Below are 20943 nucleotides of genomic sequence, written 5' to 3' on the forward strand. Positions count from 1 at the left end.
ACCCCGAACAGCGCGAGGCGGTCGAGACCGTCGACGGCCCCGTTCTGGTGCTCGCGGGTGCGGGCACCGGCAAGACGCGCGTGCTCACTACCCGCATTGCCCATATCCTTGCCACCGGCCGCGCCTTCCCGAGCCAGCTGCTTGCCGTGACCTTCACCAACAAGGCGGCGCGCGAGATGAAGGAGCGCATCGGCCTCCTCGTCGGCGGCGCCGTCGAGGGCATGCCATGGCTCGGCACCTTCCACTCCATCGGCGTGAAACTCCTGCGCCGCCATGCCGAACTCGTCGGGCTGCGCTCGGATTTCTCGATCCTCGACACCGACGATGTCGTGCGCCTGATCAAGCAGATCCTGCAGGCCGAAAGCATCGACGACAAGCGCTGGCCGGCAAAACAGTTCGCCGGCATGATCGACGGCTGGAAGAACAAGGGTCTCGACCCGGCGCAGATCCCGGAAGGCGACGCCCGCGCCTTCGCCAACGGCAAGGGCCGCGAACTCTATGTCGCCTACCAGAACCGCCTGAAGACGCTGAACGCCTGCGACTTTGGTGACCTGCTTCTGCACCCGATCCGCATGTTCCGCGCCAATCCGGATGTGCTGGCCGAGTACCACCAGAAATTCCGCTATATCCTCGTCGACGAGTATCAGGACACCAACACCGCCCAATATATGTGGCTGCGCCTGCTCGCCCAGCGCCCCAAGGGCACGCCACAGAATGTGTGCTGCGTCGGCGACGACGACCAGTCGATTTATGGCTGGCGCGGTGCGGAAGTGGACAACATCCTGCGCTTCGAGAAGGATTTTCCCGGCGCCAAGGTCGTAAAGCTTGAGCGCAATTACCGCTCCACCGCCCATATCCTCGGCGCCGCTGGCCACCTGATCGCCCATAACGAGGACCGGCTTGGCAAGACGCTCTTCACTGACCGGCATGACCCCGAGGATGACAAAGTCGTCGTTCACGCGGCCTGGGATTCGGAAGAAGAGGCACGCGCCGTCGGCGAGGAGATCGAGCAGCTCCAGCGCAAGGAGCACAAGCTCAACGACATGGCGATCCTGGTGCGCGCCTCCTTCCAGATGCGCGAATTCGAAGACCGTTTCGTCACGCTCGGCCTTAACTATCGCGTCATCGGCGGCCCGCGCTTCTATGAGCGCCTCGAGATCCGTGATGCCATGGCCTATCTGCGCCTCGTCAGCCAGCCGGCCGACGACCTCGCCTTCGAGCGCATCGTCAACACGCCGAAGCGTGGCCTTGGCGATACGACGATCCGCAACCTGCACGACTATGCCCGCGCCCGCGACATCCCCATGCTCGCCGCCGCGGCCGATATCATCGAGACGGACGAGCTGAAGCCGAAGGCGCGCAAGGCGCTGTTCGATGTCGTCACGGATTTCCGCCGCTGGCAATCGCTGCTGGAGACCACGCCGCACACCGAGCTTGCCGAGCAGATCCTCGACGAGAGCGGCTATACCGCCATGTGGCAGGCCGACAAGTCGGCCGAGGCACCAGGCCGGCTGGAAAACCTCAAGGAACTCATCCGCTCGATGGAAGCGTTCGAATCGCTGCGCGGCTTTCTCGATCACGTTTCGCTGGTCATGGATGCCGAGCAGAATGCCGAGCTCGATGCCGTTTCGATCATGACGCTGCACTCGGCCAAGGGCCTCGAATTCGAGACCGTTTTCCTGCCCGGCTGGGAGGAAGGCCTCTTCCCGCACCAGCGCGCGCTGGATGAAGGCGGCCGCTCGGGCCTGGAGGAGGAGCGGCGCCTTGCCTATGTCGGCATCACGCGCGCCAAGCGCCGCTGCCACATCTGGTTCGTTTCCAACCGCCGCATCCACGGCCTCTGGCAATCAACCCTGCCCTCGCGTTTCCTCGACGAATTGCCGGAAACGCATGTGGAGGTCGCCGAGGTCGAGCAATCCTATGGCGGCTACGGCCGTGGCGGTGGTTACGGCCAATCGCGCTTCGACAAGCAGGAGCCGTTCCAGAACGCCTATTCGACGCCCGGCTGGCGCCGCGCGCAGGCGAACCGCACCGATGCGACCCGCGACAACTGGGGCTCCCGCTCCGGTCATGCGGTGGAACGCATCGGTTATGGCGAAAGCGGCCCGCGCTCGAAGACGATCGACGGAGAACTGGTGGCGAAGTCCACCACGACCGAGCCGTCGAAATTCTCCGTCGGCGACCGGGTCTTCCACATCAAGTTCGGCAACGGCAACGTGTCGGCGATCGAAGGCAACAAGCTGACGATCGATTTCGACCGCGCCGGCCAGAAGCGCGTGCTCGACGGGTTTGTCAACAAGGCGTGACGGCCCCGCATTCCCTCTTGTCAGGATGCCTTGCGGATCGTCCCAAGACGCACGGCACGCTCTTCCGGCGTCCAGATTTCGCTACCGTCGCGGCGGCGCGTACGACGGTTTAGCTGGAAGCGGTTCACCAGTTCGCTGAGCGTGATGGCGCCTTCCGCGAGGCTCTGGCTGGTCGCGGTCGTGTGCTCGACCATTGCGGCGTTTTCCTGCGTGATGCGGTCGACGTCGCTGACCGCCGCACTAATCTCCTCCAGGCCGCTCGCCTGCTCGGCGGCGGAGGTGGCGATGGCATCGACATTGTGGTCGATCTCTTCGACGAAACTCTCGATTTCGCGCAGCGCCCGCCCGGTTTCGCCGACGAGTCGCACCCCCTCCCGCACTTCCGCGCTGGAATTGGTGATCAGCGTCTTGATCTCGCGTGCCGCCTTGGCGGAGCGCTGGGCAAGTTCCCGCACTTCCTGCGCCACCACGGCGAAGCCCCTGCCCGCCTCGCCGGCGCGAGCGGCCTCGACACCGGCGTTCAGCGCCAGAAGGTTCGTCTGGAAGGCGATCTCGTCGATGACGCCGATGATCTGGCTGATCTCGCTCGATGCAGCCTCAATGCGCTGCATGGCGCTAACCGTGTTGTTCACGACATTGGCCGATGTGTTGGCCGAGACGCGGGCATCCTGTACGAGCTTGCGGGTCTCGCGGGTGCGCTCCGTCGAGGAGCGGACGGCAACCGTCGCCTGCGTCAGCGCAGCCGCGGTCTCCTCCAGCGCGACCGCCTGCTGGCGGGTACGCTCGGAAAGCTCCTCGGCCGCTTTGCGCATGTCCTGCCCGCTGCGGTTTTGCGTATAGGTCTGGTCGAGGACCTGCGAGAGGGTTTCCTGGAAGGCGCCGATCGAATTGTTGAAATCCCGCCTGAGCGGCTCGAATTCCGGAATGAAGTCGTTGTCGATCGTCATGCGGATATTGCACTGGGCAAGACGACCAAGACCCGCGCCGATCTCCTCGATAGCCCGCACGCGCTCCGTCACGTCGGTCGCGAACTTCACGACCTTGAAAACCCGGCCATCGGCATCGAGGATCGGATTGTAAGAAGCCTGGATGTGGATCTTGCTGCCAGCCTTGGTGACGCGCGTGAACTGGTCGGAAACGAAATGCCCCTCGGCAAGCCGCTTCCAGAAGTCGCGATAGGCCGCGCTTGCCACCTGTTCTGGCTCACAGAACATGGAATGGTGCCGGCCGACAATCTCGGACAATTGATAGCCGAGTGCCGACAGGAAATTGCCGTTGGCGGTCAGGATCTTGCCGTCGGGGGTGAATTCGATGACGGCCTGCGCGCGGCCGAGCGCGGTCAGCTTGCCATCGTCCTCCATCGCCTTGCGCTTGGCGGCAGTGATGTCGGTCGCGAACTTCACCACCTTATAGGGCTTGCTGCCGCGGAAGACCGGATTGTAGGACGCCTCGATCCAGATTTCGCGCCCGCCCTTGGCAACGCGCTTGTACTGGCGCTGGTCGAAGCGCCCCTCGGCCAGCTGCGCCCAGAAAGCCGCGTATTCGGCAGAGCGTGCCTCTTCCGGCTCGACGAAAATGCAATGATGTTTGCCGACAATCTCCGAAAGTTCGTAGCCGACGGCATCAAGAAAATTCTTGTTGGCATGCAGAATCTTGCCCGTCAGATCGAATTCGATGATCGCCTGCGACTTGTTCATCGCAGCAAGCACGGCGCGGGCATCCATTCCAAAATCGAAAGCAGTCACGTTCGTTCCCCAACCCAGTGGATTGGCAAGAATTGACCGAAAATTGTTAGCGTTTGCTAAACCAAAACCGTTGTCCGGCATAACATTTGTAAGAAAAGTACGACAAAACGAAAATCGGCGCCCGAAAGCGCCGATTTTTGAAAGAGGACATTGCGGTGCCGATCAGGCGCCAGCCTTGCGGTAAAGCGCGGCGAGCTGCGTGCGGGACGATGGGATTTCCGGCACGACGACCATCATCGTGATGTGGCCGCGCTTGAAGGCATTGAGGAACGGCTCGTAGTTCTGGAAGGCGACGCAGCCGTGCGAGCCCTTCTGGCCACGCAGAAGGTTGGTGTGTGTCAGAAGACCCGTGCGGTTCTTCGGATCGCGTCCGTCGACGGAGAGCATGCGAATGGCTTCGACGCCGTGGAAGCGCTGCTCGCGCATTCGGAGGCGATAGATGCCGGTCGGCGTCGGGCCGGTCATCTTGACATGCTCGTAGCGCGGATTGTCGCGCATCTTGCCGATGCCGGAATGGGCGCGCAGCTTAGTGCCGTCGGGCATGTAGACGGTCGCGCTGGACACGTCGTAGATCGCGACCTTCGTGCCGCGGCCCGGCCAGCCCGTGCTGGAGCCCTTGCTCTTGAAGAGATCGCCGAACAGCGAACGCTCGGGCTTGACGAGCGCGATATCTTCTTGCTTGTCCTTCGCCTTGGCGTCGTCGCGCTTGTTGGTGCGCGCAACGGGCTTTTCCTCGACGACGGGCTTTTCGATGGTGACGGTTTCAAGCGCCGGGCGTGCTTCCGGCAGCGGGATTTCGCTGAGGAGGTTTTCTTCCTCGATATCCGGCTTCTTCATGACGAGGCCGAAGGGCTGGATGTCCTTGCGGGCGGATTGATCCTCGATGAGCGCGGTGACGAGCGTCGGCTGGCCGGTAATGGCCTTTTCCTGCTCGACAGACCGTTCGGCGCGGGCCACGGCCGCATCGATCATCGCGGCCTTCGCCTTTTCACGCTTCACGACGGCGGCAAGCTGCAGGGAGATCTTGCGCTGGTGCGCGACCTGGATCGCCTCGGCGGTCAGAAGTTTCTGGCGAAGCTCGCTTTCCGACGGCTTGGAAAGGCGTCCGAATTTCTGGATTTTCAGCGAGCGCTCGGCGCTGCTCCTGTCCGTCGCGAGCGATGCGACATGAAGGGGAGCCGACAGGCTCTTCTTGCCCTCCGAGAGCGAAGAGGCCGCATGCTGCATCGCGCCCAGCGTCGAGACGACGGCCCAGGCGGACCCGGCGATGACGCCGCAAGCAAGCAATGCGCTGAGAAGGATACCGCCGGAACGACCCGAACGGGTTTTCGCCGCGGAACGCGCGGAACTGTACACAGACGCCATGATACTCGTTACCCGAAACTCGTTACTCGACGCAGCCGCGGAAACAACACTCCGCGCGCCGCTACGCTGGCGGCGGTGGGAGCCACGGGCTCCAGAGTTCCGCCGAACGAGCAAAGAATGACGAAATATGGTAAGCAATTCCTAAACGGCGCCTCGTGTTTTTGAAAGAGTTTGCCGGGCGGTCCTCAACACCCGGCGAAACTGCCCTGTCACGAGAATGCGGCGCTCGCGTGTCCGAGCGCCGTCGCCTCCCTAGAATTGGGGATGCCGGTTTAACCAGTCGGTCGCTTTTTCGTAGGCCGCGGCCGCCGAGAGCACATCCCGGTCCGCCCGCGCCGGACCGATGATCTGTATGCCGGCCGGCAAGCCGTTGTCGCCGAAGCCCGCCGGCATGGCGGCGACGGGCAGGCCTGCCAGAGTCGGGCCGATCACCACTTCCATCCAGCGATGATAGGTATCCATCGCCCGCCCGCCGACCGTCTTCGGCCAATCCAGTTCGGCATCGAAGGGGAAGACCTGCGCGGAGGGCAGGATCAGGAAATCGTATTTTTCGAAAAGACCGGCGACATGGCGGTGCCAATCGCTGCGCGCCAGCGAGGCGGCATAGACGTCCTTTGCCGCAAGCGTGTGGCCGTTTTCGATCTCCCAGATCATCTCCGGCTTCATGTTTGCCCGCTTTGCAGGATCAGCATAGTCCGCCGCCTGACCGTTGGCGACGAGGAAATGGCGTAGCGTGCGCCAGGTCTGCCAGAGCTTGTCCATGTCGAAACCGGGTACGACATCCTCGACGGTGCAGCCAAGGCCGCGAAAAACATCGAGCGAGGCACGGCAAAGCTCCAGCACGCCGGGCTCGAAGGGCAGATAGCCGCCGAAATCGCCAAGCCAGCCGATACGCGCGCCGGAGAGATCGCGGTGCGGGTCATAGGCCAGGCTTTCATCGGTCAGCGACAGCGGGTCGCGCGGATCATGCCCGGCCTGCGTGGCAAACAGCGCAGCGACATCGGCGACCGTACGGCCCATCGGGCCGTTGACGGCGAGCTGGCCAAGGAAGAGCTCGTTGCCCAACGACGGGATGCGGCCGAAGGACGGGCGGAAGCCGATGACATTGTTGAACCCGGCCGGGTTGCGCAGCGAGCCCATCATGTCGGAGCCATCGGCGACCGGCAGGATCTGCACCGCAAGCCCCGCCGCCGCACCGCCGGAGGAACCGCCGGCGCTCTTGGCCGTATCGTAGGGATTGCGGGTGACGCCGAAGACCGGATTGTAGCTGTGCGAGCCCAGGCCCATTTCCGGCGCATTGGTCTTGCCGATGATGATGGCGCCCGCCGCGCGGATCCGCTCGACATGGATGTCGTCATAGTCGGGCACGAAATCCGCATAGTTCGCCGAGCCGAAGGAGCACAGGATGCCCTTGGCTTCCGACAGGTCCTTGATGGCGAAGGGCATGCCGTGCAGCCAGCCGCGGTATTCGCCGGCCGAGAGCGCCCGGTCGGCCTCCTCCGCCTCGGCCAGAAGCTCCTCCGCCGGCCGCAGGCTGACGATAGCGTTGATGCGGGGATTGATCGCCGCGATACGGTCGAGATAGGCCGCCATCACGCTTCGGCAGGTCAGCCGGCGTTCGGCGATGGCGGCGGAAAGGGCAAGGGCGGAAAGGGCGGTGATGTCCTGCAAGGTCGGCTCCGGCATTTGTCTGTGACAGAGCTAGCAGGCCGTTTGCGGAAGCGCCAGCCCGGCCTTTCAGCCCAGCTGTGCACTTTGGCGGAAGGCCAGCGCCAAGAGCGCCACGGCGGCAAGCGAGCCCAGCGTGCGGACGTGGTTCCACATCACCCAGACATCGAGATAGCGCTGCCAGAGTGTCGCCTGCTCGGCGCTGCCGGCAGGGGCCGCGGCGAGCGCATCGTTGAGCGGTACGTTGAAGACCGCCGTTACGCCGAAAACCGCGACGAGGAAGACGATCCCGCCCGCCGCCGCCATCAGCCCCGCCGCGCCGCCCTGCATGTAGCCAAGGACTGCCAAAGCGAGCGACAACAATGTGGCACCGAAAAAGGCGGAGAAAAACAGCGGGTTCTGGATGACCGCGTTGATCACATTCATGGCCGCAGCACCCTCGGTCGGCGACAGGCGCGCAAACGCCGCCATGATGCAGACGGAGAAGATGAAGAACAGGCCCGCATTGAGCGCCGTCGCCAAAATGGCGAGGAAGGTCAGGATGGGAAACAGGCTTGCCATGGTCAGGTCCTCCAGAAACCGGCTGCGGCCACATCGCGGGCAAAATCGGCAAAATCGCGTGGCGGACGGCCGAGCACGCGGTGAATATCGTCGCTCAAGCGCTCGTTGCGTCCGTCGAGCACCGATCCGAAGAGATAGCTGACGAGCCAGATGACGTCTTCCGGCATCTGCGCCCCCCGCAACATGTCTGCGTAGGCATCGATAGTAACGGGCGTATAAGTGACTGCACGATCACCCGCCGCCGCGAACTCCGCCACCGCTTGCGAAAACGTCATCAGCCGCGGGCCGGTCAGTTCGTAGGTCTGGCCCGCATGCCCCTCCTCCGTCAGTGCCGCCACGGCCATGTCGGCGATATCCGCCGTATCGACGAAGGGCTCGCGCACCGTGGCCGAGGGCAGAACGAGCTCGCCGGCAAGGATCGGCTCGGCAAACAGACCCTCACTGAAATTTTGGAAGAACCAACTGCCGCGCAGCACCGTCCAGGCGATGCCGGCCTCCTTCATTGCCTCCTCGCTGACTTCGGCAGCGTCCTCGCCCCGGCCAGAGAGCAGCACGAGACGCTGGACACCGGCTTCTGCGGCAAGGCGTGAGAGACGGCGGATATCGTCATCGGAGCCCGGCACCGCGAGATCGGGCTGATAGGCGATGTAGACGGCATCCACGCCCGCAAGGGCTGCCGGCCAGCCGGTGGCATCGCGCCAGTCAAACGGGATCGCCGCCGAGCGCGAGCCGATCCGCACGTCATATCCCCTCGCCCGCAACCGCTCGGCCACCGGACGCCCGGTTTTTCCTTCGCCACTCAAAACCAGAATGCGCTTCATGTCTCATTCTCCAAAATGTGAGCTTTACTCATATTTGCAAAATGTGAGGAATCCTCGTATTTGTCAAGCATGATTTGCGACGACCGGTGGAGAGAGCGATGAACGACACGCAGATGCGCCGCGCGCCGAGCCAGAAGCGCAGCCGCGACCGGGTGGATGCCATCCTTGCCAATGCAACGGAGATGATTGCGAAAACCGGCAGCGATGCGCTGCGCATGAGCGAACTTGCCCAGCGTACAGGCATCTCGATCGGCTCGCTCTATCAATACTTTCCCGACAAGAGCGCCGTCGTGCATGCGCTCGCCGAACGCTGCAACGAGGAGAGCCGCGCCTGCATCGCAGAAGGCCTCTCCACCGTCTCCAGCATGGAAGACCTCGCCACCGCCTTCGGCGCGCTGATCGACACCTATTATGCGATCTTCCTTGCCGAGCCGGTCATTCGCGACATCTGGTCCGCCGTTCAGGCCGACGGCGCCTTGCGGGCGATGGAGGTGGAGGAAAGCCGCCGCAACGGCGCCCTGCTCGGCGCGCGGCTGAAGGCGCTGCGGCCGGCGGTCGATCCCGCGAAAATCGACGCGACCGCCCTGCTCGTCATGCATCTCGGCGAAGCCACGATGCGGCTTGCCGTCTCCGTGGGGCGGACGGAGGGCGACGCCCTGGTCGAGGCTTACAAGCGCATGGCGATCCGGGATCTTACGGCGCTATAGAACGGCCCTACTTCGCCGCGCGGCGCTGCTCCAGCACTTCCGCCGCTTCCAGCAGCGTGGCGAAAAGATAAGAAATCCGGTCGCTGCGCGTCTCGCCATACCAGATCTGCGGCACCATCACGCGAAAGCGCGTCTCCAGCAGGTCGGCCAGCGCCTGCGTGTCGCCCATCCATTCCAACGCATCGGCATAGAGGTTCATCACGCTCGGCGCGGGGAAACGCATCAGCAAATCCTCGAAGCCGCGCTTCACCAGATCGGGATCGCACAGCGTATCGGCAAGTTCGTGACTGCCGACATCGGTGTTGGCCTGCTGGATCAGCGCATAGAAGCCCATCCCGAAACGGTCCTCGGTCAGCTTTGCCGCGCGGCGGGCAAAATCCTCGAGATCGCGCTCATCCCGGCCAAGCCAGCGCGGCATGATCATGCGGGCATGCGCGCGGCACAGATCGATATTGTAGCGATCGAGCAGCCAGGCGCGCTCGAAACGGGCCTTGAACGTCTCGAAACTGCCCTCGTTGGCCGAGCGGCGATAATCGCTCATCCGCCAGCTGAAATCGTTCGGATCGGCCTGACTGTCGAGCACCGCGTCCGCTTCCTGCAGCAGCGCTTCATGACCCTTCCACTGGTCGGCTCTGACGTCCCGGCCCCAGCTGGTGCCGCGCCGCACGAAGGCCGCCACGCGCAGCGCATCGGCATAGATGGCAGCGGAAAAGGCGGACGGACTGCGCTCGAAGAACGCCCGAAAAGGAGCAAGCCCGTCCTCATATGCCTGGGCAAATTCTTCCTCGCCGGGCAGTTCCAGGAATGGTTCAAGGAACCAGTCCCGCACCAGCGAATAGAGCGGCTTGCCGTTTTCCGCGATGACACCGCCCGTCCGTGCCGCCTCGAAAGCCCGCTGGTAGGTCTCGAAATCACCATTTCGCCACGCCGCGCGCAGGACGTTGCGCCGCGGGATGAGGGCCGGGATCTCGTCATGAAGCTCGACGAGGGAGAGGTCGTAGTCGCGAACCAGTCGTTCTTCGTCGGAAAGCGGCTCGAATGGGGCGACTGGTGCACGACCGAAAATCCGCCCCCGAAGACCGGCGAGAATATCCTTGAACCCCATATCGCTCCACTCTTCCGGGCAGGGCCGCCTGCCCCGCAATTCTCAGAATACACGGCAGACGGCTGCCAGCCGGCCGCTATTCGCCGTCCATCACCGTTTTTTGAAGGTGGCCGACTCTTGCGCCGTCGCGCCTGTGCTACATTTGACGACGGCAGATGCATGGATGGGTGACGGTCATGCTGACGATGCTTGCCTTGCTGATGAGCCTGACATCCGGCACCACGCTCGCCGCTTCCGGAGAGGAGGTCGATGTGGAACTGGTTCTGGCGGTCGACGTGTCCGGGTCGATGGATATCGAGGAGGCGCAGATCCAGCGCGCCGGCTATGTCGATGCGCTGCGCCACGCGGAATTCATCGATGCGGTGCGCGACGGGCTGACTGGCCGCATTGCCATCACCTATTTCGAATGGGCCGGCACCGTCCGAGACAGTTCGCACATTCCCTGGCAGATCATCTCCGGCCCCGAGGACGCCAATGCCTTCGCTACCTTGCTGGAGGCCCGCCCGATCGCCACGCGCCGCGGCACTTCGATTTCCAGCGCCATCGCCTATGGCGCCAAACTGTTCGATGCCAACAGCTATTCCGGCATGCGCCGCGTCATCGACATCTCCGGCGACGGGCCGAACAATTTCGGTTCGCCGGTGACGCCGGCGCGAGACGCCGCCAATGCGCTCGGCATCATCATCAACGGCCTCGCCATCATGATCCGCCCATCGGCCGCCTATGGCTCGCTGGACGACTATTATTCGAACTGTGTCATCGGCGGCCCCGGCGCCTTCGTGCTGCCGGTGCAGGAGCCGGAGGATTTCGCCATCGCCATCCGCCGCAAGCTGATCCTGGAGGTCAGCGGCACCGAGCCGCCCGCCCGCATCCTGCCGGCCGCCGGCAGCGATGTCGATTGCCTGATCGGCGAGCGGCTGCGCCCCAGCAACATGGACCGCTACTACCCGGAACTCGACCGCTAAAAACCTGTTTCGACTGAAACAGCGCCCTCAGTCCCCTCGTGTCACAGTGACCGTACTGGAAGAAATCCCTTCACCCTTTCACTGGAAGAGAGAAGACTGAAATGCGCAAATTCCTCCTGTCCGCCGTTATCGCGACCCTCGCAGCGGTATCCTTCGCAGCCCCCTCGCAGGCCGGCGGCTTCTATGTCGGCTTTGGCGGGCACCACGGCTGGGGCGGCCACCATGGCGGCTATGTCAGCCACGACTACGGCCATCGTCGCCATTGCTTCTGGAAGAAGATCAAGCGCTACGATTACTGGGGTAACCTCGTCATCAAGCGCGTGAAGGTCTGCCGTTAAGCGGCACCCTCCCGCTTTCGTCTCAAAATCCCCCTGCCCCGGTCGCCCTGCGGTCGGGGTTTTCATCACTGAAAACCTCCTCGTTTCTCAAGCTATTCCTTTTCAACGAAAATCATGCTTATATTGAATGAACGTTCAGCAAAATAATGGGGAGTGACATGAACGAGATGATCCGCGATATCAGCATTCCCAACGATTGGGACCGGAGCGGACTTCCCGGCTGGTGTTATCACAGCCCTGCGCTTCTGGAGCTGGAAAAGCAGCATGTCTTCCGCGAGCACTGGCAAATCGCCTGCCATATCTCCGACATTCCCGAAGCCGGCAATTATCTCACCATGGATGTCGTCGGCGAGCGTGCACTCATCCTGCGCGGACAGGACGGCGCGGTGCGCGCCTTCCACAATATCTGCCGCCATCGCGGTTCCCGCCTCGTCGCGGACGAGACGGGAAGCTGCCGCAACGCGCTCGTCTGTCCGTTCCACGGCTGGGTCTACAATCTCGACGGCACGTTGCGGGGTGCCGCCCGCCCGAGCAGCTTCCCGCCGCTCGACAAGGACGAATTCGCGTTGAAATCGCTGGAATGCGAGATCTGGCAAGGCTTCGTCTTCATCCGCTTCACCCCCGGCCCCCAGCCCTCCGTCGCCGAGGTGATGAAACCTTTCGAGGCCGAGCTGTCCCACTACCGGTCGGGAGAGATGATCCCGACCGGCAGCATCTGGACACAGGAAACACCCGTCAACTGGAAATCCGTGCGCGACGTCGACAACGAGGGTTATCACGTCGCCATGGCCCATCCGGCGCTGCAGGATCTCTACGGCTCGACCTATTACGACGAGCCTTTCGTCGACGGTCTCTGCCGGTCGTTTGCGACCTACAATCCGCATGCCGGCCGCCGCTGGAGCGTACGAAACTATGTGAAGATTTCACCCGAAAATACCGCGCTGCCGGAGCACCTGCGCAAGGCCTGGATCTATTTCGGCCTGTTCCCGAACTGCGTCATCGCGGTGACACCGGAAACCATCCAGTTCTATCAGGAATTCCCCGTCGCCATCGGCAGGACCATGCTGCGCGGCGGCATCTATCGCTATCGCAAGGAGGATCGCGCTCACCGCCTCGCCCGCTACCTCGCCTTCCGCATCGATCGCGACACGCAGGCGGAGGACGTGCAGCTCACCGTCTGGTCGAACGAGGCGATGACGTCGAACGCCTTTGCCGGCTTCTATCTTTCCGACCTCGAATACGGCGTGCGCACCCATCACGACCACTTGCGCAAGGTGCTGCCGGTCATGACGCTGAAGGAGGCGCCGGACGAGAAGGCGATGGCCGAGGCCAATACGGGTCTTAAAAGCTGAGCAGACCTTACGACGGGCGCGGCTTCGGCAGCGGCACATCCTTCACCGTCTCGTCCACCCATGTCTTGATGGTGTGGACCTGCTCGGCGATCCTGTCCTTCAGATAGGTTTCCTGCCCCGGCAGGCCCATCGGATAGAGCGCGTCGCGGCTCGCCTCATAGGCGGCCGCCTTGTCGGTGCACAGACGGATGCGCATGTCTTCCGGCACCACGCCGACCTTGTTCTGCAAGCTTTCGACAGGCCCCGCACCGGTCGGCAGACGGCCATCGAAGGCCTGCGTCAGATATTGCGCCGAGCGCTCATTGCGCTCGCGCTCCGTCGTCGCGCCGAGCACGACCACCATCATGCGCCGGCCGCCGCGCGTTGCGAGCCCGACGATGTTGCGCCCGGAGGCACAGATGAAGCCGGTCTTCATACCGATCGTGCCGCTGAACTGGGTCAAAAGCAGATTGTTGGACTTGATCTCCTTGCCATCGATCGTGACGGCGGAGGCCTGGAAAAAGCGGCGGTAGCCGGGAAACGCGCGGTCCACTTCCAGGCCGAGGATCGCAAGATCGCGCGCTGTCGTATAGTTCGCCTTGTCGGACAGGCCGTTCGGATTGGAAAAATGCGTACCGGTCAGCCCCAGGCGCTCGGCCGTCTTGTTCATCCGCGCAACGAACGCGGCCTGATTGGGCGCCACGGCTTCGGCGAGCGCGACGGCGACATCATTGGCGGAGGCGGTGATCACGGCATAGAGCGCGTCTTCCAGCGTCATCGTCCGTCCGAGCGTCAGGCCGGATTCCAGGAACGCCTGCTTCGTCGCATTGCGGGTCATCGTCACATGCGTCGACATGGTGACTTCGCCGGCCTTTAGCGCCTCGAACACGACGAGCGCCGTCATGAGTTTGGTCGTGGAGGCGGGATACCACGGCGCGCCCGCATCTTCCTGGTAGAGCACCTGACGGCTGTCGGCGTCCACAACCAGCACAGGCGTGGCAAGGGCCGACGTCCCGGTGAAAAGCGGCACCCAGGCGAAAAGCGATGCATAAAGGGCCTGTCTCCTCCACGGCCGTTCTGCTGTTGTGTCGTTGCTCATGTCCATACTCCGAAGAAGCAGCCCTAATGCCATCATGGGCGGCGAGAGCGCAAGCTTTTGCTGCGGCTTGAAACCCGGCAAGCCGGCAGCTCCTCCTGCGTCGAACACCGCATGGAGACACACAAAAAGAGGCCCGCGAAAGCGGGCCTCAAATGTTTGGACGGGGGAATGGTCGTCCCAAACAAGCCTTTTGAAGGACTTAGCCCTTCCAGAGCCCCTCCCGGACGAGGTCGTCCATGGTGAGTTCGATGCCCTTGCGCAGGATCGCCGTCATGTCGTCGATCTGCGAAAGCGAGATGGTGAGCGGCGGCGACATCACGCACATGTTAATAAGCGGGCGCACCAGCAGGCCGAGCTCCTGGCAATGTTTGTCGATGCGCTTGCCGACTTCCAGATCGAGCGTCAGCGGATTGTTGCTGACGCGATCGGCGACGCATTCGACGCAGGCCATCAGCCCCAGCCCGCGCACCTCACCGACCAGCGGCAGTTCCTCGAGCGCCTTCAGACCGGCCTGGAAGTGATCCGAGACAGCCCGCGTATGCTCCAGCAGCCCGTTCTCGAGGATGTCGAGGTTCTTCAGCGCGACCGCGCAGCCGACCGGATGGCTGGAATAGGTGAGCCCATGCGCAAACATCGCCTCCGAATGGTTCGAGCGGCGCAGTTCCTCGAAGAGACGCCCCGCGATCATTACGCCACCGAGCGGGAAATAGCCTGAGGTGACACCCTTGGCGAAGGTGATCATGTCAGGCTCGATGTCGAAAACATCCTTCGCGGCGAAGACATGGCCAAGCCGGCCAAAGGCCGTCACCACCTCGTCGGCGATGAACAGGATGTCGTTGGCGCGGCAAAGGGCGTGCATGCGCTTGAGGTAACCCGGCGGCGGCACGATGACGCCGCCCGAGGCCATGACCGGCTCAGCGATGAAGGCGCCGATATTCTCCGCCCCCCTCTCCTCGATGACCTGACGGAACTCCTCGACGAGGAAATCGCAGAAGGGATCGATACCAATGCCTTCTGGACGGCGGAAGGGATTGGGGCAGGAGAGCTTGACCACGAGATCGGACGCGCTGTCCATCCAGTCATGGTCGCGCGGGCGGCCGTTGAGCGAGGCGGAAAGATAGGTCGATCCGTGATAGCCGCCCTGCCGGGAGACGATCAGCTTCTTCTCCGGCCGGCCCTTCACATTGTTGGCGAACTGCATGAAGCGCAGCGCCGTCTCGACCGCCGAGGAGCCGCCCGTCGTGTAGAAGACGTGATCGACGCCATCGGGCGCGTGGCCGGCCAGCCGCGCCGACAGCACGGCCGACGGCGTGTTGGTGGTGTACCACGGCGAATTGTAGGAAAGCTCCATGGCCTGCGAGGCCATCACGTCGGCAAGCTCGCGGTTGCGATGGCCAGCATTGACGCACCACATGCCGGCGGGCCCGTCGATCAGCTTTCGCCCGGCCGCATCCGTCACATAGATGCCCTCGCCCGATTCGATCCTTCCGCGCGCCTCCGCGCCGATGGAGCCCGAAACCGGCCAGGGCTGCACGAGATGCCGCTCGGCAAGCCGGGTCAGATCGTCGGCCACCTCTTCGACCGGTTCGTTCGCCGTCTTCGGATTTGCCGCCATGTCCCTCTCCATCGAGAATTTGCGAAATGATTATACGATCAACAATATGAAAGATTTCGGATTTCACGATCATATTGAATGTTCGTTCAATCAATATTGCAGAAACAGGGCTTGATTTCAACGGGGATTTGGGCGCATGTTTCGTTTCGGGAACAACGAAGCCGAAAAGGCGGACGCCATGGGAACGGGAAAGCTCACCCTTTATGAGAGTTGTCGCCACGGGAGCCTTGCCCGATGACGGCGGCGGCGCTTGAACCGATCGCCGAAACACCCTCCCCCTCCCGGCGCCGGGCCTGGATGCGGAGCGAAGAGGCCCGAGGCCTCGCCATGATCTCGCCGACCTTCCTCTATGCGCTGGCGCTGCTCTTCCTCCCTGTTATCATCGTCATCGCCTACAGTTTCTGGACCCAGAACTATCTCGAGATCGATCGCACCTTCACGCTGGAAAACTACCGGCAGGCGCTGACGGAACCGATCTATCGCGACCTCTTCGTCCGCTCGCTGTGGATTTCGCTGACCGTCAGCGTCGTCACCGTCGTCTTTTCCTATCCGGTCGCCTGGTTCATTTCCTTCCATGGCGGCGTACACAAGAACCTCTGGCTCTTCCTCATCACCGTGCCCTGCTGGACGAGCTACCTGCTGCGCGTCATGTCGTGGAAGGTCATTCTCGGCTACGGCGGCGTGATGAATACCGGCCTCATCTCGATGGGTCTCATCGACAAGCCGGTGACCTCGCTGCTCTACAATTCCAACGCCGTGATCATCACGCTGGTGCACAGCTGGGCGGCCTTCGCCATCCTGCCGATCTACGTCTCGCTGCAGAAGGTCGACCGCACGCTGATCGAGGCGGCGCGCGATCTCGGCGACAGCAGGATCAAGGCTTTCTTCCGCATCACCCTACCGCTCTCGCTGCCCGGCGTCATCTCCGCCTTCCTGATCGTCATGATCCCGACCGTCGGCGACTATGTCACGCCGCGTCTCGTCGGCGGCAAGGATGGCGTGATGATCGCGACCGCCATCCAGGCGCAGTTCGGCAAGGCCGCCAACTGGCCGCTCGGGGCAGCCTTGTCGGTGACGACCATGGTGCTCGTCTCGCTCACGACCGCCGCCATCGTGCTCGCGCTGAAATTCACGATCCGGAGGATCAAATGAACCTCCTCACGCAACGCCTGCGCTTCATTCCGTTCCTGCCGATCTACGTAGCGTTCTACTTCGTGTTCCTCTACCTGCCGATCCTGCTTTTGCCGATCTTCTCCTTCAACAATGCGGCCACCACCACCTTCCCGCTCGCCGGCTTCACGACCAAGTGGTACGCCTCGCTATCCGGCAATTCGGTAATGCTGGAGGCGGCCTGGAACAGCCTGATCGTCGGCCTGTCCGTCTCGCTGCTGTCGACGATCCTCGGCATCTGCGCGGCCCGCGCCATCACGCGCTACCGCTTTCGCGGCCAGCGGGCGGCCGCCGGCCTCATCATGGCGCCGCTCTTCCTGCCAGAGATCATCGTCGCCGTCTCGCTCCTGATGATCGTGCTGGCGATGGGAGTGGAACTGTCGCTGGTCACCGTCATCCTCGGCCAGACGGTGTTCTGCGTGCCCTATGCCATGTCGGTGCTGGTCTCCGGCTTCGAAGGCTTCGACCGCAGCCTGGAGGAAGCCTCCTACGATCTGGGCGAAACCGCCATCGGCACCTTCCGCCGTGTCACGTTGCCGGTGGTGGCGCCCGCCATCGTCTCCAGCCTGCTCGTCACCTTCACCATCTCGCTGGACGAGTTCATCCTCGCCTTCTTCCTCTCCGGCACCGAGCCGACGCTGCCGGTCTATATCTGGGGCCAGCTGCGCTTCGCCGCGAAGCTGCCGGGGGTCCTGGCGCTTGGCACGATCATGCTCGCCCTCTCCATCCTGATGCTCACCCTCGCCGAAATCCTGCGCCGCCGTGCCGAACGCCGCACGCAGCTGGCCCACGCCTTGCCCTAGGAGTTTTTATGAGCGACCGCGCGATGATCCAGATCGAAAACGTGTCGAAATTCTACGGCATCTACAAGGCGCTCGACGATGTCTCGGTGTCGATTGCCGAAGGGGAATTCTTCTCGCTGCTCGGCCCCTCCGGCTGCGGCAAGACCACGCTTCTGCGCTCCATCGCCGGCTTCGAGAACCCGACGGCCGGCGAGATCTATATCGACGGCGTACCCTCGCTGGCCCTGCCGCCGAACAGGCGGCCGACCAACATGGTCTTCCAGAGCTACGCCATCTTCCCGCATCTCGATGTCGCGGAAAACGTCGCCTATGGCTTGAAGCGACTGAAACTCTCGCTGGAAGAAGAGAAGAAGCGCGTCGGCGATGCGCTCGACATGGTGCGCCTCTCCGGCCTCGACCAGCGCAAGGCGCATGAACTCTCCGGCGGCCAGCGCCAGCGCGTGGCGCTCGCCCGCGCGCTTGTCATGCGCCCGAAGGTGCTGCTGCTCGACGAGCCGCTGTCAGCCCTCGATAAGAAGCTGCGCGAGGAAATGCAGGTGGAGCTGCGCACGCTGCAAAAGGCCGTCGGCATCACCTTCATCCTCGTCACGCATGACCAGTATGAAGCGCTCGCCCTTTCCGACCGTATCGCCGTGATGTTCGGCGGCCGCATCGCGCAGATCGCCAGCCCCAAGGAAATCTACCAGCGCCCGCGTACCCGCAAGGTCGCGGACTTCCTCGGCGGCATGAATTTCCTGAAAGCCAGGGTGCTCGGCGAACAGGGCAACGCCCTCTCCATCGATGCCGCCCGTTTCGGCGCCGTCCAGCTGGAAAAGCCGCAGGGTTTTGCCGCCAGCAATGGCCATGTCACCGTCGGCATTCGCCCGGAGCGCCTGCGGCTTCTGTGGGACGACGACCGCGCGCCGCACGAGCTTGCCGGCCGCATCGAGAACCGCGCCTATTTCGGCGAGGTCACCCACCTGACGGTCGGCATCGACGGGCTGGAGCAGCCGCTCTCAATGGTCGAGACGAACAACTTTGGCGCGGACGACTTGCCGATTGGGGCCGAGATCCGCCTTGCCTATGATCCTGAGGCCTTCGTGCTGCTGGCCGAGGATCCGCCGGTCACACGCATCTAAAAGCGAAACTCCCGGCGGGCCGGGAGCTTCCTAGAAATCCTGTTGGCTTGCTGAAACCGGCCGGTCGCCGGACAGCGGGAACATGTCCGCAGGACCAGAATCCAGGCCCAGGCGAATGCGCTGGCCGTCGGACCAGTTCTGCGCGTGGCTCTGAATCTTGAAAGACCGTTGCAACTCCTCGCCGTCCTCGACGACAACAACGATCCAATCGTCATTGTCGGAACTGAGCGTCACAGAGTTTGGCTGCATAGCCGCCCCCTTTCGTTCACTGGGGCGGAAGCTTTTTACCTTCAGCAGTGGCGCCCGTATCAATTGCCACCGATGAAACCATCATACGCCCTTTCAGCCGAATGTCGAATGAAGGATGTGTGACCCTGCCCCGCCAGGGGCGAGGTCACACGCTGGCTTGATCAATATCCCGATTTGATCTTCTCGAATTCGGCGATCATCTTCTGCCGGAGTTCGGTCGGCATCGGCGACTGGAAAAGCGTGTTGGCGACGAAGGCATCGACATCGGCATAGCCCTTGTCTTTCAGGATCTTCGGGTCGACGGCGGCCATGCCCTTAGCATTGGAATGGCCGTAGCCCCAGCTCTCGACCATATAGGCGGCAACGGCAGGATCGGTGACGGCATTGAGATAATCATAGGCAAGGTCCGGGCTCGCCTCGCCCCCCTTCAGGCGCACATAGCCGCAGACCCAGGTCGAAAGGCCTTCCTCGGTGTCCTTCTTGATGGCGACGGGCTGGCCCTGGGCCTGCAATGTCGTCGCCGTCTCGTTCCAGGCCCAGGCGAGATCGACCTCGCCGCTCGCCATCGCCTGGCTGAGGTCCGTGTTGTCGGTCCAGTAGAGGCGGACGTTCTTGTGTACTGCGCGCAGGAAGGCGGAGGCCTCCTGAAACTGCGCGTCTGTCATCGTCGTCCAGTCCTTGAGGCCGATGGCGAGGCTGGCTAGCGCATAGGCGTCATCGACATTGTCGCCGATCGACACGCGATCCTTGAACTTGGGATCGGCAAAAGCCTTGAGCGAAGCGACTTCCTCCGGCTTCACCGTGTCGGTGCGATAGGTCAGCACCGTATTGCCCCATTCGAAGGGAAGGAACCAGGCGGTGCCGTCATCCGACGTCATCAGGTTCTTCATCGCCTTGAAATTCGGCAGCACATCGTTCCAGGAGGTGAGCTTGGCCGTGTCGAGCGGCTTCAGAAGCCCCGCCTCGCGCCACTTCACCACACTCTGTGAGCAGGGATGCGCCACATCGGCCTTGAAACCCGAGCGCAGCTTCTGGAACGCCTCCTCCTCATCGCCGAAGAAGGAGAAATCCGGCTCGGCACCGGTCTTCTCGGTATATTTCGGATGGAAGGCGGGATCCTCGTATCCGGACCAGTCGAAAACGGTCAGGCTATCGGCGGAGAAGGCAGGAAGGGCGGGTCCGAGGGCAAGCACGGCGGCAAGCGCCGCTGTCGTAAGATACCTGGCCGTTTTTGCAGTCGTCATGCCGTTCTCCTTCCCCGTTTTCGGGTTCCCTATTGTGGTTTTGGTCCTTGCAAAGTGAGATGCTTCGGGAAGGCCACAACGACGAAGGCGATGGCCGCTTCCAGCGCCTTTTCCCGCGTCGTGCCGTCGCCCATCATCAGGCGCAGCCACAGGCCCTCCAGCATGGCGCAGAGCGACAGCGCCATCGGTTCCGGTTCGTAATCGTAGTCGCCCTCCGCCTTGAGGTCGGCGCAGAGCGCGATCACCGTCTCCTGGTATTTGACGTCCCGCGCGCCGCACAGCGCCTGATAGGTCGGCCGCGACTTCGCCTCGCCCCAAAAGGCGCACCAGGCAGCGAGCTTGCGCTTCGTGCAGATTTTCCGGTCGAAATCCGCATGCACGATGGCCCACAGACGGCTGGCGACGCTGGGACCGGCCTTTTCGAGCGCCGAATTCCAGTGGTCGCCGTACTCTTCCGACATGAATTGCAGCGTGGCGATGAGCAGGTTTTCCTTGCTCTCGAAATGGAAATTGACGATGCCGCGGGACAAGCCCGCACCATCGGCCACATCCGCCAGCGTGGTATCGGAATAGCCGCGCTTGGCTAGCGAATCGATCGTCGCCTCGATGAGCTGCTGCCGTCTCGTTTCCTTGGACGCCTTGCGGCCCCGCTTTTCGCCGTCACCCGAGCCCTGATCAGCCCCGCCTGCCCGCATCTTCACCGCCACCTTGCCTTTGGGATTCTTCAGCATGA

The 20943-nt window shown here is 63.0% G+C and carries 19 protein-coding genes; 8 read left to right on the forward strand and 11 right to left on the reverse strand.

What is annotated here, in order from left to right; translation table 11 throughout:
• A partial coding sequence (locus tag ACOZKU_RS17295) for an ATP-dependent helicase (protein WP_421579905.1) occupies positions 1–2306 on the forward strand: 2306 nt, incomplete at its 5' end.
• Between the two features lie 20 nt (positions 2307–2326).
• Here the strand turns inward: ACOZKU_RS17295 and ACOZKU_RS17300 are convergent.
• From ACOZKU_RS17300 to ACOZKU_RS17320, 5 genes are all read right to left on the reverse strand, one after another.
• The gene (locus tag ACOZKU_RS17300) at positions 2327–4030 is read right to left on the reverse strand and encodes a methyl-accepting chemotaxis protein (RefSeq protein WP_421579928.1); all 1704 of its coding nucleotides are present in this window, start codon (positions 4028–4030) and stop codon (positions 2327–2329) included.
• A gap of 183 nt (positions 4031–4213) precedes the next feature.
• Positions 4214–5416 (reverse strand): DUF2778 domain-containing protein, encoded by a 1203-nt coding sequence (locus ACOZKU_RS17305; RefSeq protein WP_421579906.1) that lies wholly within the window; start codon positions 5414–5416, stop codon positions 4214–4216.
• A gap of 252 nt (positions 5417–5668) precedes the next feature.
• The gene (locus ACOZKU_RS17310) at positions 5669–7087 is read right to left on the reverse strand and encodes an amidase (RefSeq protein ID WP_421579907.1); all 1419 of its coding nucleotides are present in this window, start codon (positions 7085–7087) and stop codon (positions 5669–5671) included.
• 66 nt (positions 7088–7153) lie between these two features.
• Positions 7154–7645, reverse strand: a complete 492-nt coding sequence (locus ACOZKU_RS17315; RefSeq protein ID WP_421579908.1) for a DUF1772 domain-containing protein — start codon at positions 7643–7645, stop codon at positions 7154–7156.
• A 2-nt stretch (positions 7646–7647) separates the two neighbouring features.
• On the reverse strand, positions 7648–8466 hold the full coding sequence (locus ACOZKU_RS17320; protein ID WP_421579909.1) for an NAD(P)H-binding protein: 819 nt from the start codon (positions 8464–8466) through the stop codon (positions 7648–7650).
• Positions 8467–8564: 98 nt separating this feature from the next.
• On the opposite strand from ACOZKU_RS17320, the gene ACOZKU_RS17325 reads away from it, so the two are divergent.
• Complete coding sequence (locus tag ACOZKU_RS17325) at positions 8565–9173, forward strand: TetR/AcrR family transcriptional regulator (RefSeq protein ID WP_421579910.1); 609 nt, start codon at positions 8565–8567, stop codon at positions 9171–9173.
• A 7-nt stretch (positions 9174–9180) separates the two neighbouring features.
• Here ACOZKU_RS17325 and ACOZKU_RS17330 read toward each other — a convergent pair whose 3' ends face one another.
• Positions 9181–10278 carry a hypothetical protein gene (locus ACOZKU_RS17330; RefSeq protein ID WP_421579911.1) on the reverse strand — a complete coding sequence of 366 codons (1098 nt, stop codon included), beginning with the start codon at positions 10276–10278 and terminating at the stop codon, positions 9181–9183.
• 176 nt (positions 10279–10454) lie between these two features.
• On the opposite strand from ACOZKU_RS17330, the gene ACOZKU_RS17335 reads away from it, so the two are divergent.
• The 3 genes from ACOZKU_RS17335 to ACOZKU_RS17345 all read left to right on the forward strand — a co-directional run bounded on the left by ACOZKU_RS17335 (position 10455) and on the right by ACOZKU_RS17345 (position 12933).
• Positions 10455–11243: a DUF1194 domain-containing protein gene (locus tag ACOZKU_RS17335; RefSeq protein ID WP_421579912.1), complete on the forward strand. Its 789-nt coding sequence runs from the start codon at positions 10455–10457 to the stop codon at positions 11241–11243.
• Between the two features lie 101 nt (positions 11244–11344).
• On the forward strand, positions 11345–11581 hold the full coding sequence (locus ACOZKU_RS17340) for a hypothetical protein (RefSeq protein WP_421579913.1): 237 nt from the start codon (positions 11345–11347) through the stop codon (positions 11579–11581).
• Positions 11582–11739: 158 nt separating this feature from the next.
• The gene (locus ACOZKU_RS17345; protein ID WP_421579914.1) at positions 11740–12933 is read left to right on the forward strand and encodes an aromatic ring-hydroxylating oxygenase subunit alpha; all 1194 of its coding nucleotides are present in this window, start codon (positions 11740–11742) and stop codon (positions 12931–12933) included.
• A gap of 7 nt (positions 12934–12940) precedes the next feature.
• Here ACOZKU_RS17345 and ACOZKU_RS17350 read toward each other — a convergent pair whose 3' ends face one another.
• Together ACOZKU_RS17350 and ACOZKU_RS17355 are read right to left on the reverse strand one after the other, a co-directional pair.
• Positions 12941–14011 (reverse strand): D-alanyl-D-alanine carboxypeptidase family protein, encoded by a 1071-nt coding sequence (locus ACOZKU_RS17350; protein ID WP_421579915.1) that lies wholly within the window; start codon positions 14009–14011, stop codon positions 12941–12943.
• 199 nt (positions 14012–14210) lie between these two features.
• Positions 14211–15626, reverse strand: coding sequence for an aminotransferase (locus ACOZKU_RS17355; protein WP_421579916.1), 1416 nt, complete (start codon positions 15624–15626; stop codon positions 14211–14213).
• Between the two features lie 234 nt (positions 15627–15860).
• On the opposite strand from ACOZKU_RS17355, the gene ACOZKU_RS17360 reads away from it, so the two are divergent.
• Genes ACOZKU_RS17360 through ACOZKU_RS17370 form a run of 3 tightly spaced genes read left to right on the forward strand, consistent with a single transcriptional unit; the run spans position 15861 to position 18717 of the window.
• On the forward strand, positions 15861–16778 hold the full coding sequence (locus ACOZKU_RS17360; RefSeq protein ID WP_421579917.1) for an ABC transporter permease: 918 nt from the start codon (positions 15861–15863) through the stop codon (positions 16776–16778).
• Positions 16775–17599, forward strand: a complete 825-nt coding sequence (locus tag ACOZKU_RS17365) for an ABC transporter permease (protein WP_421579918.1) — start codon at positions 16775–16777, stop codon at positions 17597–17599. The genes ACOZKU_RS17360 and ACOZKU_RS17365 overlap by 4 nt, the downstream gene beginning before the upstream one ends.
• A gap of 23 nt (positions 17600–17622) precedes the next feature.
• Positions 17623–18717 carry an ABC transporter ATP-binding protein gene (locus ACOZKU_RS17370; RefSeq protein ID WP_421579929.1) on the forward strand — a complete coding sequence of 365 codons (1095 nt, stop codon included), beginning with the start codon at positions 17623–17625 and terminating at the stop codon, positions 18715–18717.
• A gap of 30 nt (positions 18718–18747) precedes the next feature.
• Here ACOZKU_RS17370 and ACOZKU_RS17375 read toward each other — a convergent pair whose 3' ends face one another.
• From ACOZKU_RS17375 to ACOZKU_RS17385, 3 genes are all read right to left on the reverse strand, one after another.
• Complete coding sequence (locus tag ACOZKU_RS17375) at positions 18748–18966, reverse strand: hypothetical protein (RefSeq protein WP_421579919.1); 219 nt, start codon at positions 18964–18966, stop codon at positions 18748–18750.
• Positions 18967–19127: 161 nt separating this feature from the next.
• Complete coding sequence (locus tag ACOZKU_RS17380) at positions 19128–20210, reverse strand: ABC transporter substrate-binding protein (RefSeq protein WP_421579920.1); 1083 nt, start codon at positions 20208–20210, stop codon at positions 19128–19130.
• Between the two features lie 29 nt (positions 20211–20239).
• Positions 20240–20905 carry a TetR family transcriptional regulator C-terminal domain-containing protein gene (locus ACOZKU_RS17385; RefSeq protein WP_314087026.1) on the reverse strand — a complete coding sequence of 222 codons (666 nt, stop codon included), beginning with the start codon at positions 20903–20905 and terminating at the stop codon, positions 20240–20242.
• Positions 20906–20943: the final 38 nt, after the last annotated feature.

The sequence above is a fragment of the Shinella sp. M31 genome (genome assembly GCF_049199205.1).
Lineage (GTDB): Bacteria > Pseudomonadota > Alphaproteobacteria > Rhizobiales > Rhizobiaceae > Shinella.

Bases quoted from the DNA above. Each gene is read 5' to 3' on its own strand.
- ACOZKU_RS17300 (WP_421579928.1), bottom strand. From the start codon at position 4,030: ATGGATGCCCGCGCCGTGCTTGCTGCGATGAACAAGTCGCAGGCGATC.
- ACOZKU_RS17365 (WP_421579918.1), top strand. From the start codon at position 16,775: ATGAACCTCCTCACGCAACGCCTGCGCTTCATTCCGTTCCTGCCGATC.
- ACOZKU_RS17315 (WP_421579908.1), bottom strand. From the start codon at position 7,645: ATGGCAAGCCTGTTTCCCATCCTGACCTTCCTCGCCATTTTGGCGACG.
- ACOZKU_RS17350 (WP_421579915.1), bottom strand. From the start codon at position 14,011: ATGAGCAACGACACAACAGCAGAACGGCCGTGGAGGAGACAGGCCCTT.
- ACOZKU_RS17305 (WP_421579906.1), bottom strand. From the start codon at position 5,416: ATGGCGTCTGTGTACAGTTCCGCGCGTTCCGCGGCGAAAACCCGTTCG.
- ACOZKU_RS17355 (WP_421579916.1), bottom strand. From the start codon at position 15,626: ATGGCGGCAAATCCGAAGACGGCGAACGAACCGGTCGAAGAGGTGGCC.
- ACOZKU_RS17320 (WP_421579909.1), bottom strand. From the start codon at position 8,466: ATGAAGCGCATTCTGGTTTTGAGTGGCGAAGGAAAAACCGGGCGTCCG.
- ACOZKU_RS17325 (WP_421579910.1), top strand. From the start codon at position 8,565: ATGAACGACACGCAGATGCGCCGCGCGCCGAGCCAGAAGCGCAGCCGC.
- ACOZKU_RS17385 (WP_314087026.1), bottom strand. From the start codon at position 20,905: ATGCGGGCAGGCGGGGCTGATCAGGGCTCGGGTGACGGCGAAAAGCGG.
- ACOZKU_RS17375 (WP_421579919.1), bottom strand. From the start codon at position 18,966: ATGCAGCCAAACTCTGTGACGCTCAGTTCCGACAATGACGATTGGATC.
- ACOZKU_RS17360 (WP_421579917.1), top strand. From the start codon at position 15,861: ATGACGGCGGCGGCGCTTGAACCGATCGCCGAAACACCCTCCCCCTCC.
- ACOZKU_RS17330 (WP_421579911.1), bottom strand. From the start codon at position 10,278: ATGGGGTTCAAGGATATTCTCGCCGGTCTTCGGGGGCGGATTTTCGGT.
- ACOZKU_RS17345 (WP_421579914.1), top strand. From the start codon at position 11,740: ATGAACGAGATGATCCGCGATATCAGCATTCCCAACGATTGGGACCGG.
- ACOZKU_RS17340 (WP_421579913.1), top strand. From the start codon at position 11,345: ATGCGCAAATTCCTCCTGTCCGCCGTTATCGCGACCCTCGCAGCGGTA.
- ACOZKU_RS17380 (WP_421579920.1), bottom strand. From the start codon at position 20,210: ATGACGACTGCAAAAACGGCCAGGTATCTTACGACAGCGGCGCTTGCC.
- ACOZKU_RS17335 (WP_421579912.1), top strand. From the start codon at position 10,455: ATGCTGACGATGCTTGCCTTGCTGATGAGCCTGACATCCGGCACCACG.
- ACOZKU_RS17370 (WP_421579929.1), top strand. From the start codon at position 17,623: ATGATCCAGATCGAAAACGTGTCGAAATTCTACGGCATCTACAAGGCG.